The following is a 14,862-nucleotide window of genomic DNA, read 5'->3' on the forward strand; positions in this document are numbered from 1 at the left end:
AAGTGTCCAACTTTAAGGGTTCACTTCACAAGCCGTGGCCTGAGGGCTTTGTTTATATACTGATTTAGCCATTCGCTAACCTTACACGAAATGATTACATTATCCAATATCTCATCATCCTCAGTTATATCATCCGTTTGCTTAATATCGTTTTTAAACCAATTACCCTCAAATGGATTTTTATGAGCTGAACGATAAGTAATGATTCCGTTTGACTTAATTTCTGCAGTATATACTGCCCCTAATTCAACATTAAATGACTTTGGAACGGTTAAAACAAGCGAATCCCCAACCCTTCGAACTCGAAAAGTCATTCCAATCACCTCCGTATACACTTGGCATATGTTTCAGCAATAATGTACCAAAAATAGATTCATTGCTCTTTTTTGATTAGTCTTAACTTCTCAAGCTAAAATTGACTATCTGAAGCTATCAATAGTTTTACCATCTTCAGACTTCCAATGAACCCAGCCGTCTGTCGATCCACCAACAACAAAATCTGCGGCTAGTGAAACAGAACCAAAAGAAACATTTTCAGTAACAATCCCATTTCCATCGATATAATCACTTCGCTGAGCACTTATAGATAATGGAACCGAATTAGTCTCTGTAATGGCAGCTTGTCCTCCCGCTAATACAACATATCGACCATTTTGTGCCTTTAACCGACAACTAGTTTCAATGCCATCTCGTTTAATTTTTCGAGTTAAATAATAAACACCATCTGGTATTTCTTGATTACGTTGATCATCTTTATCTTGATTAACTGCATCGTTAAAAACTTGATCTTTACTAATTTCGTCAGGAAAGACTTGCTCTCCATCAAATGATGATAATAATTGAATGACTAATTCAACATCCGTGGCAAACAATTCTGTATCAGCGACTCGAGACTTAGCAAATAAAGTATGCAATAGTTGTTCTTTCTCATCATACTCATCAACCTTAATGGCGTAACGACGCTTTAACCCGACAACATTAGCATATCCATTTGATTCCAATGCATTCATTCGTTGGTTAAAATTACCAGGACCAGTTTTCCCAATCTTAATTAGCCCATCAACCACCGTTGTCATTACATATAGTATTCCTTGCGGCATATTAACTCCTACTCTCTAACAACCAAGCTATCTACAATCCATATTGATCTCTTAGCTCTGCCAATTTTTCTCGAACACTTGAATACTGTTCATCTCTGGCTACTCTGAGATTTTTAATTCTCAGTATAACTGATCCTTTTCGAAAAAATCATTTTTGTAATTCCCATTATAATCGCCTTATATGGTTACATTATAGCTTAACCCCTATATATCTTGCTCTAAAAAGGTGCTAACTGACTTCAGAATCAGCTAGCACCTTTAACTTAAATTTTATTCGTATTCAATTGTTGCCGGCGGCTTACTGGTAACATCGTAGAGTACGCGGTTGATATGGTCAACTTCATTGACGATCCGGACCGAGATCTTTTGTAAGATATCCCACGGAATTTGGGCAAAGTCAGCGGTCATCCCATCGATTGAAGTTACCGCTCGAATGCAAACGGCATAGTCATAAGTCCGACCGTCACCCATGACCCCGACACTGCGCATACCAGGTAAGGCCACAAAGTATTGCCAGATTTCTTCATCCAAGCCGGCTTTCTTGACTTCTTCACGTAAAATAGCATCCGCATCGCGAACTAAGGCCAATTTCTCTGGTGTAATTTCACCAATGACCCGAATTCCTAGACCAGGACCGGGGAATGGTTGCCGCCAAACCAGGTCATGCGGAATCCCCAGCTTTTCACCTAAGGCCCGTGTTTCATCCTTAAAGAGCGACCGTAGTGGTTCAATTAACTTGAAGCCTAATTCTTCCGGTAAGCCCCCTACGTTATGGTGGGACTTAATGGTTTGGGCTGTATCGGTCCCGCTTTCAATCACGTCGGTGTATAAGGTCCCTTGGGCTAAGAAGTCCGCGTCCTTGAGCTTCCGGGCTTCATCATTAAAGACTTCTACAAACTCATTCCCGATGATTTTGCGTTTCTTTTCAGGATCTGTCACCCCTTGGAGTTTCCCTAAGAACCGATCCGCTGCATCCACTTTGACGATGTTAATCCCTAAGCCATCGGCTAGGGCGCTCATCACTTCATCGGCTTCATTCTTCCGTAAAAGACCATGGTCAACAAAAATCGCCGTGAGTTGATCCCCGATCGCCCGGTTCAATAGGGCCGCCGTTACCGATGAGTCCACCCCACCGGAAAGACCTAAGATGACCTTTTTGTCACCCACTTCTTCGCGAATACTATTGACTTGCAGATCAATAAAATCATCCATCGACCAGTTGGCTTGTGCTCCACACACATCAAAGGCAAACTTCTTGAGAATTTCTAACCCGTGATCAGTATTGCGAACTTCGGTATGGAATTGGAGACCATAAAACTTCCGGTCATCATCGGCCATGGCCGCAATTGGACAGTTTTGACTGGTGGCCACGACATGGAAACCATCCGGCACCGCTGTCACCTTGTCACCATGGCTCATCCAAACTGCTTGTTCCTTAGGGAGACCATTAAACATGACCGCTTGATCATCAACAACGGTAATATCGGCCCGCCCATATTCGGAATCATCAGCTGCTTCAACCTTTCCACCAAGGTCGTAAGCCATCAGTTGCATCCCGTAACAAATTCCCAGGATCGGAATTCCCAACTTGAAGATTTCTGGATCAACCTTAAAAGCGTCCTCATCATAAACACTGTTGGGACCTCCTGAAAAGATGATTCCCTTGGGGTTCATTGCTTGGATCTCTTGGGCGCTAAGTTTGTGCGACAATAATTCTGAATAAATCCCAAAGTCCCGAATCCGCCGGGTGATCAATTGGTTATATTGACTCCCAAAATCCAAGACCAAGATCTTATCAAAATTATCTAAATTGACCTTTGCCACTAGTTTCACTCCTTATGTTTTTACTTTGCTACTAGATATTGTACGGTGAAAGGCGAACAAGGTCAATTCTAAACAGCCGATCATTTCATAAATCACGGAAATTATCAACCTAATTCGGTTCTCGGCGGTTTAGTTGTTATAATAGAGCATAGTAATTTTATCTGGAGGCGCTTATGAGTATATATGGAGTACAAGGTCAATATTTGCCAATGATTTTAACGGAGATTGAAGATCGTCTCCAGAAAATCAATGCGTCATCCAGCCCCAAGCTATACGAGCATCTAATTGGACGGGTCAAAGCCGAAGATAGCATGATCGAAAAGTGTCATCGCAAAGGTTTCCCCGCTACTCCTCAAGGTGCTTTACGTGACTGTCGGGATGCCATTGCCCTTCGCCTGGTTTGCAATTTTATCGACGATGTTTATCGGGCCATCGAAGCCCTGCGGCAAGCGGATTGGTGTCAGATCGTAACCGAAAAGGACTACATCACTAACGCTAAGCCCAATGGTTATCGGTCGTATCATTTGATCCTCGATGTGACGACTCCCTATCCCGATGTCGACCAGCAGACCCCTGGGCACTATTTTGTAGAAATTCAACTAAGGACCATCGCCATGGACTCATGGGCCAGCCTAGAACACGAGCTCAAGTATAAGCACAATATCAAAGATGCCGAACGAATTGCTGGCGAGTTGAAACGGTGTGCTGAACAATTAGCGGCTTGTGACGTCCAAATGCAGACCATTCGGCAATTAATTAATGAAACGGATTAAAGGAGATTATCATGAAAGTTTTAGTGGCTGAAGATCAAGCCGATTTATCGCGTTTATTGAAAATTGCGATTGAACACGAAGGCTTTACCGTTGATATCGCTAATAATGGTCAAGAGGCCGTCGACTTGGCGGCCCAAAATGCCTATGATGTGATGATCCTAGACATTATGATGCCCGTTAAAGACGGGATTACCGCCCTCAAAGAAATTCGACAAGCTGGCGATGATACCTATATCATCATGTTGACGGCCATGACCGAAATCGATGATCGGGTTAACGGTCTCGATGCGGGCGCCGATGACTATATGACCAAGCCCTATTCCATTAAGGAATTAATGGCACGGTTACGCACTTTGGATCGGCGGGAGAAACAATATGAACAACCGCTCTTGCAGTTTGGGGATTTAACTTTAGATCCCGATGAGCAACGCATTGAAAGTCACAATTCCATCAGTCTTTCGGGGAAGGAAACCAAACTTTTATCGATTTTCATGTCTAACCCCAACAAGGAAATTCCAAGTCAACAGTTACTCAATACCGTGTGGGATGATGACGATCAAGCTGAACCAGCCGATCTATGGATCTATATTTCTTATCTACGCCAAAAGTTACAGTCAATTAATGCCCACGTTCAATTAGTTGGTAACCAAGATGGTCCTTTTGCTCTAACCACGCTTGAATAACTTTTTAAGGAGGTCGAGCTTATGATTCAACGTTTCCGTCGCCTCTTTATCTTTATCTCGTCCACTTCCCTCCTCTTTGTGCTGGCCACGATTATGACGGCGGTCATTGGCGTCTCGGTAATTCAAACCAATCGGCAAGTCGATAGCATTATGGATATTTTAGTACAACACGACGGCCAATTAGATCACCGGGAAGCTACTCAGGCCGCCAAAAAAAGTCTGGGAAGTAATTCAACTGCTATTAATATTCTCCAGTACCGCTATTTTACGATTTTTTATAACAAATCCGGTTCCGTGAAGAATGTGGATCTTACTAATTCACCTTCATTAACTAGTGAAGACGCTACTTACTTAGCCAAATTAGTGAAAAAGGATAAAAATACTTCTGGAACCATTGATTCTGATAATGCCATCTATGCTTACCGGATCATTAAGAAAAGTGATGGCACCCGCGAGATCATTTTTCTCGATAAAACCACCTTAAATAATGCCACCTTGGCCATTTCTAAAATTGGTTTATGTATTGCCGTTATTGGATGGGCGCTCTTCACCGTAGTCCTGATCCTATTCTCGAAACGGGCGATCCGGCCGATCATTACCGCCGAAAAACGCCAAAAGCAATTCATCACCAATGCGGGGCACGAACTAAAGACTCCTTTAGCGATCATTTCGGCGAATAATGAAATGGCTGAAATGTTAGATGGAGAGTCCGAATGGACGAAAAACAACAAGCAACAAATCAGTCGTTTAACCCGCCTTATCAATAATTTGATTAACCTGGCTCGGCTCGATGAAGATCCTGAGTTTGACTTCCAAAAAATCGATGCCTCGGCCAATGTCCAACGTGCGGTCGATAGTTTTAAACCCCTCGTCGAAAACGAAGATAAACAGTTTAACTATCAGATCAGTAAGGGCATTCAACTGGTGGTTGATGAAAATTATTTTTACGAACTCTGCAATATCTTACTCGATAATGCCGTGAAATACTGTGATCCTCACGGGACAATTACCGTGGTCCTAAAAAAGGAAGGCCGCAATGCCACCTTAGAAATCGCCAACACTTATGCGGCTGGGAAAGGGGTTGACTACTCACGCTTCTTCGATCGTTTCTATCGGGATAACGAAGCGCACACCACCAAGGGACAAAGCGGTTTTGGGATTGGCCTTTCCATGGCCCGTAACCTAGTCACCATCTTTAATGGTCGGATCAACGTCACTTATCGCAAAGACCAAATCGTCTTTGTAACTAAATTTAAATTAGCCCGTTAAGCAAAAAGGCAACCCAGCTGAGTAACCTACTCAAGCTGGGATGCCTTTTATAGTATCAATATATTAACTAATCCAATTTAGCACCATTGGAGGCAATCACCTGTTGATACCAATAGAAGGAATCTTTCCGGGACCGTTGTAAGCTTCCATTACCTTCATCATCTTTATCAACATAGATGAATCCATACCGTTTTGACATTTGGCCCGTCCCGGCTGATACAAGATCGATACAGCCCCATGGGGTGTAACCCATCAGATCAACCCCGTCTAAGGCTACGGCCTTTTCGACTTCTGAAATGTGCCGCCGAAGATAATCAATCCGGTAGTCATCATGAATTTGTCCATCCTCGGTAACTTGGTCATAAGCACCCATGCCGTTTTCCACAATGAACAAAGGCTTATGATACCGGTCCGTCAGCCAATTTAAGGCATACCGTAATCCTTCTGGATCAACTTCCCAATCCCAATCGGTTTTATCCAGATATGGGTTATCAACTGTCGATTCATTTAAGTCTCCTAAATGATCCGCATCCACTTTCTTGGCCGAAACGGTCATGGAATTGTAATAAGAGAAGCCGACATAATCAACCGTGCCTTCACGTAGAATTTGACGATCTTCTTCAGTAATGTCCGGCCGATAGCCCTTTTGATTTAAATAAGCTTCGACTTCAGCGGGATATTCCCCATGGACATGCACGTCCGAGAACCAGTAACGCCGTTGACCGACCCGCTGGGCTAGTAAAGCATCATCTGGACTGCAAGTAGCGGGATAAACCGTTTGGAAATTGATCATACAACCAATTTGCAGATCTGGATTAATCTCATGACCAATTTTAACTGCCAAGGCACTGGCAACCAATTCATAGTGTGCTGCTTGGTACATGGCCGCTTCCCGGTCTTGACCATCCTTAAAGATGATTCCTGAATTTGTCGCCATCAAAAAGGCATTATTAAAGGCACTTTGATTATCGATTTCATTAAAGGTCATCCAATACTTAACCTTATCTTGATAACGTTCAAAGACCACCCGAGCGTAACGAGTGAAGAAGTCGATTACCTGGCGGGACTGCCAGCCACCATACTGCTCGACTAAATGCCAAGGCATTTCAAAATGATGCAAGGTAATGACTGGTTCAATCCCATATTTATGACATTCATCAAAGAGATCATCATAAAATTTTAAGCCTGCTTCATTCGGTTCTTCTTCATCGCCTTGCGGAAAAATCCGGGTCCAAGCAATTGACGTCCGGAAACACTTAAAGCCCATTTCTGCCATTAACTTAATATCTTCTTTGTAATGATGATAAAAGTCAATTGCTTCATGATTGGGATAATTCTTGCCTGCAACGACGCCATCTGTAATCTCACGCGGCACCCCATTGGCCCCCGCCGTCATGACATCCGCCACTGATGGACCTTTCCCGTCAACATTCCACGCACCTTCTAATTGATGGGCGGCAACAGCACCACCCCATAAAAAGCCTTTTGGCATTGCTGTTTGATACATTAATGAAACCTCCTTTAGTTTCTTTGTTTATGAACATTGAGATAGTGAACACAGGCGTAAATCGTAATAATGACATAGGCAATGGTACTTAAAATCATGATTCCACGTGGTGAGCCCAAATGAACCCATTGCGCTAACGTATCGACCACCGTTGGTGAAATCGCACAACCAACATTTACTAAGACTAAGACAATCGTGGTGGCTAAGTTAACTGAGTTTTGCGGAGCGGACCAATCAAGCCAATTATACATATAAGGGTTGGCCATCCCGAAACCAAAACCTAGAACAATCACTCCCGCGTATAGGACCACTAAATTGGTTGCGAGCGAGATAATCAAAAAGCCCAGGGTAGCCAATACAAAGCCGAGTGGAAAGACTAGATCATGCATCTTTTTGAAGAAGTAACCAAAAGCTGCCCCAATCGGAATCGAAATCAAGGTTGAGAACCCAGCAACAATCGCAGCGGTACTGGCGGTTCCAAATTTGCCGGAGACAATTAAACTCGGTAATTCATATGAAATCGGCATATAGAAAATGTAGATGCAAAACATCAAGCTGGCGATTAAAATTACCTTCCCATTGATGCTTTGTTTCTCTTTAGGTTTGGCGGCTGCCGCTGCTTGGTCTACGTGAGTTTCTCGCCCCTTTAAAGGTACAAACAGCAAAAACATGATTAAAGCCGGCACAACTAAGAAGTAAATAGCAAAGGCCGCATGCCAGCTAATCGTTACTAAATAACTAACCAAGAAAGAAGCAATCGCCCCACCGACAGACGGCATTACGTTTTGAATCCCGACCATGGTGGCTAATTTTTCTTCATCATCGCCGTAAAATTCTGGAATTAAACTGTAGGCTAATGAGTTAAATAAGCCAATCCCAAAACCTAGTAAGAAACGGGAAACCAGAATCGGGGTATAAGCCCCACTAAACATGGGGAAGACCCCAGCCACCAAAGTGATTAGCAAGCCCACTAACATGGTGGACTTTTGCCGCATCAATTGGACTAAAAAGGGAGTAACTACCAATCCTAATACAATCCCAAAATTAGGAACCGTTGATAGCATTTGTACCCCGGCTGCACTAACTCCCGGAAAGGCCGAATACATTAATGGTAAGGCCGAAGAAATTTGCGGTGCGATCATCAAAAATAGGGAAACCGATAATAGGGAAACCATAAAAATCAAGCGGTCTTGTGGTCGTTTCGTTTTCATAGGTCAAACCTCCAATCTAGACCAAGTATTGCTTAAAGAAAGCCACTTCTTCGTCCATTGCTTGCTGGGCCAAGACATCCTTTTGATTACAAATAAAGACATGTCCTTCAGGGTGCTCTTCATCACCATACGACTTAGTGACATGACTAAGCCCTTTAGCACGTAGAAAACCGTCAAACTTCATAGTTTGGTCCCGAATAAAGTCCTCGTTGGCCGTAGTCATAAAGGATGGTAGGAAGTTTTTTGTAATATACTTTTCGGTATCTATCATGTTATGGAGTTTAGGATCATTGAGCACCTCGTCCGTGAAGTATCCGGTCACGGCTCCTTCTAACATCCCTTCATCTAAGGTAAAGAAAGCCGCACTATTAAAGGCAACCGCCCGAATCTTGAGCTGAGTTAATTTGTAACCAAACAAGTCTCGATATTCAGGATTAGTGAGGATCGTGACATATTGTTCGGCCATTTGACCGCCCGCCGAATCCCCCATTAGGAAAACGTTTTGCCGATCTAACTGATATTCATCAGCGTGTTCATCCACCCAATGCAGATAGCGATTGACATCATCCATTTCCCCCGGGAATTGCACTTCCGGAGCCAGGCGATAATTAGGATTCACAAAGGCAAAGCCCCGTTTAGCCAGCCCCAAGCCAAAGAATTGATATGTTTCTTTCGTTCCATAGCACCAACCACCACCATGGATATTGATAATCACCGGAATTTTACCCTTGATGGCATCTGGTAGGTAGATATCTAAGCGATGCCACTTAGGGTCCGCTCCATAAGTCAAATCATTGTGTCGGGTTACCCCCGGCACTTCCGTTGGCAACCCGGCATCCCGCTGATCATCGCTTTCCTTAAAGGCCACTCGGAGATCTAAAATTGCTTGTTTCGTTGCTTCATCAACCACTATAAATCACCTCTTTATTAATAATTACCTTCATTGTAGAAAAATTAATTACTAAAATAAATAATGATATTAACCACTTTTTGGCGCTGATTGACTAATCGAGGGTCTCACCATTCACGGTTAACAACAAGTTATATAAGGCCCCATACAGATTAGCGTCGTTATTGAATTTAGCGGCAACGATTTCGGGCTCTTGAAAGGTTTGCTGAATAATCGGGTACTTGGCAAAAATTTCTTGATAGGCTTGGCGGATTCCTTGGATCACCTTGGACTGGGCTGAAATCCCGCCACCAATAGCATACTTATCAAGATCCACCACAAACTGCACATTCATGATTAAAGTTGCGATCCCGTAGCAATAATCATTTAGAATCGCTTGGACTGCTGCATTGCCATCCTCAATGGCCTGAAAAGCCTTGAGTCCATCTGTCTCGTCGTCATTACCGACGACTTGATTGATCCGTTTAATCATCTCAACGGCCGAACCAATCCCACCCACATAGGCATCATTAAAATCAGCCGCATGGTAGTTAAGGTTAACAAAGCTCAGTTCTCCTGCTTGATAATGGGATCCGGCCACCAGATGCCCATTCACAATAATGCCACTGCCTACCCCGGTCCCTAAGACGATGGCAGCACAATTTTGCTCGCCCTTTAAACTTCCTAACCAATTTTCTGCTAAGGCTGCCGCTTTCCCGTCATTCAGGCCAATAATTGGCATTGTTAATTCATGAAAATGACTTTTCAGATCAAGACCATCTAAAAAGGGCAAGGCACCCCCAAAATGGATGGTGGTCCTTTCAATTTGACCAGGCGCACAAAAAGCCAAGCCTTTAATCTGATCATGATATTGATCCACAATTTGATCGAGCGCCTGCAAGAAGTTTTCCCGGTCTTGCGGGGTTTTGATTTTATCTTTCTCGATAATTTGACCAGCAGCGCTAATCAAGGCGTACTTGAGATTCGTTCCCCCAACATCAATGCTTAAGTAATTCATTTTCGGCCTTCCTTTCTAAGTTCCGCAGCAGATTTGCCATATAGTTTTTCCAAGGTTCGATTCATGGTCCGAATTCCACTAAAGCCCGTTTGAATCGCGATCATCGTTAAGTTCAGCTTTGAGGTCCGGAGACGTTGTCGTGCATGTTGCGCCCGAACATTATTAATGTATTCGCCAACCGTCTGGCCCATTTGTCTCTTAAAGAAGCGCGCGAGATACTCTTTGGAGATGCCACAAAGTTCAGCTAAACTTTCTAACCTTATGTCACTTTGGTAATTGTCGTTAATGTATTTCGTAATGAGATGGATCCGCTCCATCGAGTAATTACTACTTCGGCCATATTCACCAATTTTATCGACCGTGAAATAAGTCAGTAATTTACATAAAACTTCATCTGTCAGACACTGTAAGCGTAAATTCTTCAACCGCGAGGTCGTCAAATAGTTTTCCGAAATTTCTAATAACAAGCCTTGTAATTGGGCATAAATGGCTTTTTGAATGTCACTAAATTGACTAGGATCATTAATAGAGATTTGCTGCTGATCAATTAATGGATAGAGTCCCATCACATATTGATAGGGAAAAATTATCGATAAAGCCCGATCACCAGCTTGACCCTTGGAGTAGATTTGATGCAACTCTTGGGAATTAACCACTAAAATATCCCCGGGTTTGGTATGAAATTTTTGATTCTCAATCTCAAATTCCGTAATCTCACCACGAATGGTATAACTTAATTCAATTGATTGGTGCCAATGCATGGCAATCCGATCGGTTCCTGACCCTTGATGTAAATACAACCAACTGTTAACGGGACCATCAACGGTCACTTGTTCATGTCTCGACCGATTTGGCATCGTCCTCCTCCTTCCCATGAATTAACCTAATTTTAAAAAGGGCTGCTTGGCAAAACAAGGCTGATCTTGATCTGTTTTGAGCGTTCATTAACCTAGTTAATCTGCTAAAAAATAAGACGCTTGAAAAAATCCAGGCGTCTTACGAATTTAATCCTAACTTAAATCATTCCCGTTTGATTGAATGACTTTCTGGTACCAATAGAAGGAATCTTTTGGATAGCGGTCTAGCGTCCCTTGACCTTCATCATCTCGATCCACATAGATGAATCCATACCGCTTGGACATCTGACCAGTCCCAGCTGAAACACAGTCGATACAGCCCCAGGTTGTATAAGCCCGTAAATCAACTCCATTGCCAACTGCGGCATCCATGGCTTGAATGTGTTGGCGTAGATAATCGATCCGGTAGTCATCATGGACGGTCCCATCTTCAAATTTATCGATGGCCCCCAGTCCATTTTCAACCACCATCATTGGGAGGTGGTAACGGTCATACATGGTCTCTAGATAATATTGCAGACCAGTCGGGTCAGTCGCCCAACCCCATTCTGAGTATTGCAAGTACGGGTTCTTAGCACCAGCAGCGAAATTACCACCCACTTGATCCTTCACTTCATGAGTTGTGACCATGTTGGACATGTAGTAAGAGAAGGTATACATGTCAACTTTCCCCTTTTGTAGATCTTGACGGTCTTCATCCGTAATGTCCAATTCTACATGATGTTCATCCCACAGCCGTTGGGCAAAGCTTGGGTATTCACCCTTACATTGGGCATCGCTACAATAGAGAATGTTTTGTTCCCAATTATAACGATTGAGCATGATATCTTTTGGATCTGGTGAGCCTGGATAGTAGACAATCCCGCAAATCATGTTTCCTACGACATTATTCGGATCAATTTGGTGGGCTACTTGCACCGCTTTGGCCGAAGCCACAAATTGATAATGTAATTTTTGGTAGTTGTGTTGATAATCTTCGTCATTGCCATCACCACCAAAAGTACTTAAACCGAGCAGTGCTGAGTTAATTTCATTAAAGGTTAACCAGTACTTCACGAGGCCCTTGTATTCCTTAAAAAGCGTGGTGGCGTATTTGACATAGGCATCAATCATGCCCCGATCTTGCCAGTCATTATACTTTTCACTCAAGGCGAGCGGATCTTCATAGTGCGAGATCGTGACTAAGGGTTCAATATCATACTTACGTAATTCCTCAAAAACCCGCCGATAAAAATCAAGTCCGGCTTGGCTAGGTTTCGCTTCACTGCCATTGGGGAAAATCCGTGTCCAAGCAATAGATAGCCGGTACACCTTAAAGCCCATTTCGGCAAACAGTTTGATATCTTCCTTGTAGCGATGATAAAAGTCAATCGCCACATGATTAGGATAGTATTCATCCTCGAAAACGGCTCCCTTGGCTCCTTTTGGTAGTCCTTGTCCTGGCAGAGCCACTTGTTTCCCGCGTTGCCCATTTAAGGTATAAGTCAGATAACGGGGCGTTTCTAAGGAACCGGCCGTTTGAATATCAGTGACGGACAGACCTTTCCCACCTTCATCATAACCACCTTCAACTTGGTTGGCAGCGACCGCGCCACCCCATAAAAAATCATCACGAAAATTAGCCATCATTTTCCTCCTTTTTTATGATAATTCTAGCACTTCATCACCAACTGCCACCGTATCTTTAGCAACAGCTTTAACCTCATGGTATTTAACGGAGTTCGTTACGACCATTGGCATGGTTGGATCATAACCAGCTTGCTTAATTGCCGCTAAATCAAATTTAACTAATGGATCACCAGCTTTGACCGCTTGACCTTTTTCTACTAAGGTTTCAAACCCTTTCCCTTGAAGGTTAACTGTATCCATCCCAATGTGCATTAAGATCTCCGCACCTGCTGCCGTTTGCATTCCAATGGCATGTCCAGTTGGGAAGACTAAGACCACCGTCCCATCAGCTGGGGCCCGTAAGAGACCTTCGGAAGGCACAAAGGCTAATCCTTTCCCCATCGCCTCGCTAGAGAACACTTCATCTTTAACCTCGGTCAATGGTAGAGTTTGCCCATTAACTGGCGCATATAGTTTCGTTGGTTGGTTGTATTCATCCGCTTCCTTGGCAGTTTGTTCGGCGGCCCCGCGCTTAACATCGGCCACTTGCGCCCCGACTTCTGTCACTGCAGCCGCTTGTAATTCTGCTAATTCTTCCTTCGAATCCACCGCACTCTTACCAAAGATAAATTGTAGTAACAAACCAGCTAAGTAGGAAACAATTACGGAAATTAACCACCAGATTAAGGACGAAGCCACATGACTCTTCCCAATCACCATTGGGAAGGCAAAGACACCCATTCCGGCCATACTAAAGGCTTTTACACCACCTAAAGCAAATGGAATAGCGCCGATCGCCCCACCGATACAGGAGAGGATAAAGGACTTTTTCCGTGGTAAGGTCACCCCATAAATAGCGGGTTCGGTCACCCCAAAGATCCCTGAGATTAAAGCAGGAAGCGCAATCGCTTTGGTCTTGGGATTCTTGGTTTGGAAGATGATCGCCGTAACAACCCCAATTTGCGAGAAACAAACTGAAACGGAGAACAGTAGCATTTGATCCCAACCTTGAGATGATAATTCGGTATAAAAGGCTGCCACAATTCCCCAGTGGACCCCAAACATAACCAATACTTGCCAGAAGCCACCAACAATCACGGCCGCTAAGATAGGACTGAAGTTAATAACCGCTTGAATAGCTGCGGCGATAATATCAGCAATCCAGGTCGCCACCGGTCCGATCACTAGGAAGGTAATTGGCACGGTAATCAAAAGCGTAAAGAATGGGACTAAGAATAATTGAACCACCCCTGGAATCAACTTTGTCACAAACTTTTGAACATAAGAAGCAAACCAAACTGCTAACACGATTGGAATCACCGTGGAGGAATAGTTCATCAAGATGACCGGAATCTTTAAGAAAGTCGCATGAATTGGTGATTCGATGATCGATCCTTTAAAAAGGGTCATTAAGACGGTTTTGGAATTATATAAGGAAAGGATGTTAGGGTAAACCATGGCCGCCCCAATCGCAATCCCAATAAATTCGTTGACTTTAAATTTCCGGGCAGCGGTTAGCCCCAAAATAATTGGTAGGAAATAGAAGAAGCCATTCCCAATCGCATACAGGATCGTGTAAGTCCCAGAAGTTGTGGAAATCCAGCCAAAGGACCCCATGGCCGAAGTCAAACCTTGAATCATCCCGGCAGCTGCCATGACACCAAGGAAAGGCGTAAAGATCCCCGAGATTAAGTCAATGAAACGATCCATAAGTGACATATTAGACTTATCTTCATAGTCATCAGCCACTTGACCACCACCAGTCAGGCCACCAACGGCCAAAACATCATCATAGACCTTATCAACGTGGGTCCCGATGACCACTTGATATTGTCCACTGGACTTCACAACGGTCACAATCCCATCATTGGCCTTTAATTGATCATCATTGGCCTTGGCTTCATCTTTTAATTTAAAGCGTAGCCGCGTCGTACAATGCACCACCGAAATGATATTTTCTTTTCCACCAACATTATCAATAATAAATTGCGCTAAATCGCGATATCCATTATCTGCCATGAGATAATTCCTCCTTATTTATTAGCAAACAAAAACCTGAGTTGCCAAAACCAGGTCACTATGCCACCATAGTCACTTCGTTTTGACTCCTCAGGTTTATGCCA

13 protein-coding genes are annotated in these 14,862 nt (G+C 43.5%); 3 read left to right on the top strand and 10 right to left on the bottom strand.

Annotated features, from left to right (window positions below; all coding sequences use genetic code 11):
• Nucleotides 1–20 precede the first annotated feature (20 nt).
• The 3 genes from mazE to guaA all read right to left on the bottom strand — a co-directional run bounded on the left by mazE (nt 21) and on the right by guaA (nt 2,924).
• Nucleotides 21–314 carry a type II toxin-antitoxin system PemI/MazE family antitoxin gene (mazE, locus tag FC60_RS01180; RefSeq protein ID WP_056936690.1) on the bottom strand — a complete coding sequence of 98 codons (294 nt, stop codon included), beginning with the start codon at nt 312–314 and terminating at the stop codon, nt 21–23.
• A gap of 105 nt (nt 315–419) precedes the next feature.
• The gene (locus FC60_RS01185) at nt 420–1,100 is read right to left on the bottom strand and encodes a DUF4357 domain-containing protein (protein ID WP_056936691.1); all 681 of its coding nucleotides are present in this window, start codon (nt 1,098–1,100) and stop codon (nt 420–422) included.
• Nucleotides 1,101–1,370: 270 nt separating this feature from the next.
• Nucleotides 1,371–2,924 carry a glutamine-hydrolyzing GMP synthase gene (gene guaA, locus FC60_RS01190; protein ID WP_056936692.1) on the bottom strand — a complete coding sequence of 518 codons (1,554 nt, stop codon included), beginning with the start codon at nt 2,922–2,924 and terminating at the stop codon, nt 1,371–1,373.
• 173 nt (nt 2,925–3,097) lie between these two features.
• On the opposite strand from guaA, the gene FC60_RS01195 reads away from it, so the two are divergent.
• The 3 genes from FC60_RS01195 to FC60_RS01205 are packed head-to-tail and all read left to right on the top strand — an operon-like array spanning nt 3,098 to nt 5,649.
• Nucleotides 3,098–3,697, top strand: a complete 600-nt coding sequence (locus FC60_RS01195; RefSeq protein WP_056936693.1) for a GTP pyrophosphokinase — start codon at nt 3,098–3,100, stop codon at nt 3,695–3,697.
• Between the two features lie 11 nt (nt 3,698–3,708).
• Nucleotides 3,709–4,380, top strand: coding sequence for a response regulator transcription factor (locus FC60_RS01200; protein ID WP_056936694.1), 672 nt, complete (start codon nt 3,709–3,711; stop codon nt 4,378–4,380).
• A gap of 21 nt (nt 4,381–4,401) precedes the next feature.
• Nucleotides 4,402–5,649: a sensor histidine kinase gene (locus FC60_RS01205; RefSeq protein ID WP_007122229.1), complete on the top strand. Its 1,248-nt coding sequence runs from the start codon at nt 4,402–4,404 to the stop codon at nt 5,647–5,649.
• A 67-nt stretch (nt 5,650–5,716) separates the two neighbouring features.
• Here the strand turns inward: FC60_RS01205 and FC60_RS01210 are convergent, their stop codons facing one another.
• The 7 genes from FC60_RS01210 to FC60_RS01240 form a co-directional block, all read right to left on the bottom strand.
• Complete coding sequence (locus FC60_RS01210; RefSeq protein ID WP_056936695.1) at nt 5,717–7,156, bottom strand: 6-phospho-beta-glucosidase; 1,440 nt, start codon at nt 7,154–7,156, stop codon at nt 5,717–5,719.
• 14 nt (nt 7,157–7,170) lie between these two features.
• On the bottom strand, nt 7,171–8,367 hold the full coding sequence (locus FC60_RS01215) for an MFS transporter (RefSeq protein ID WP_056936696.1): 1,197 nt from the start codon (nt 8,365–8,367) through the stop codon (nt 7,171–7,173).
• A gap of 16 nt (nt 8,368–8,383) precedes the next feature.
• On the bottom strand, nt 8,384–9,277 hold the full coding sequence (locus FC60_RS01220; protein WP_056936697.1) for an alpha/beta hydrolase: 894 nt from the start codon (nt 9,275–9,277) through the stop codon (nt 8,384–8,386).
• 94 nt (nt 9,278–9,371) lie between these two features.
• Nucleotides 9,372–10,274, bottom strand: coding sequence for an ROK family protein (locus tag FC60_RS01225; protein WP_056936698.1), 903 nt, complete (start codon nt 10,272–10,274; stop codon nt 9,372–9,374).
• Nucleotides 10,271–11,131 carry an AraC family transcriptional regulator gene (locus FC60_RS01230; RefSeq protein ID WP_056936699.1) on the bottom strand — a complete coding sequence of 287 codons (861 nt, stop codon included), beginning with the start codon at nt 11,129–11,131 and terminating at the stop codon, nt 10,271–10,273. Before FC60_RS01230 ends, FC60_RS01225 begins: the two co-directional genes overlap by 4 nt.
• Before the next feature lie 153 nt (nt 11,132–11,284).
• Entirely contained in the window at nt 11,285–12,757 is a 1,473-nt protein-coding gene (locus FC60_RS01235; RefSeq protein ID WP_056936700.1) for a glycoside hydrolase family 1 protein, read from the bottom strand.
• A 15-nt stretch (nt 12,758–12,772) separates the two neighbouring features.
• A complete protein-coding gene (locus tag FC60_RS01240; protein WP_056936701.1) occupies nt 12,773–14,758 on the bottom strand; it encodes a beta-glucoside-specific PTS transporter subunit IIABC in 1,986 nt (661 codons plus the stop codon).
• Between the last annotated feature and the right edge of the window lie 104 nt (nt 14,759–14,862).

Origin of the sequence: Limosilactobacillus gastricus DSM 16045, from assembly GCF_001434365.1 — a bacterium.
Taxonomy (GTDB): Bacteria; Bacillota; Bacilli; order Lactobacillales; family Lactobacillaceae; genus Limosilactobacillus; species Limosilactobacillus gastricus.

Bases quoted from the DNA above. Each gene is read 5' to 3' on its own strand.
- mazE (WP_056936690.1), bottom strand. From the start codon at position 314: ATGACTTTTCGAGTTCGAAGGGTTGGGGATTCGCTTGTTTTAACCGTT.
- FC60_RS01185 (WP_056936691.1), bottom strand. From the start codon at position 1,100: ATGCCGCAAGGAATACTATATGTAATGACAACGGTGGTTGATGGGCTA.
- FC60_RS01195 (WP_056936693.1), top strand. From the start codon at position 3,098: ATGAGTATATATGGAGTACAAGGTCAATATTTGCCAATGATTTTAACG.
- FC60_RS01200 (WP_056936694.1), top strand. From the start codon at position 3,709: ATGAAAGTTTTAGTGGCTGAAGATCAAGCCGATTTATCGCGTTTATTG.
- FC60_RS01205 (WP_007122229.1), top strand. From the start codon at position 4,402: ATGATTCAACGTTTCCGTCGCCTCTTTATCTTTATCTCGTCCACTTCC.
- FC60_RS01210 (WP_056936695.1), bottom strand. From the start codon at position 7,156: ATGTATCAAACAGCAATGCCAAAAGGCTTTTTATGGGGTGGTGCTGTT.
- FC60_RS01215 (WP_056936696.1), bottom strand. From the start codon at position 8,367: ATGAAAACGAAACGACCACAAGACCGCTTGATTTTTATGGTTTCCCTA.
- FC60_RS01225 (WP_056936698.1), bottom strand. From the start codon at position 10,274: ATGAATTACTTAAGCATTGATGTTGGGGGAACGAATCTCAAGTACGCC.
- FC60_RS01230 (WP_056936699.1), bottom strand. From the start codon at position 11,131: ATGCCAAATCGGTCGAGACATGAACAAGTGACCGTTGATGGTCCCGTT.
- FC60_RS01235 (WP_056936700.1), bottom strand. From the start codon at position 12,757: ATGGCTAATTTTCGTGATGATTTTTTATGGGGTGGCGCGGTCGCTGCC.
- FC60_RS01240 (WP_056936701.1), bottom strand. From the start codon at position 14,758: ATGGCAGATAATGGATATCGCGATTTAGCGCAATTTATTATTGATAAT.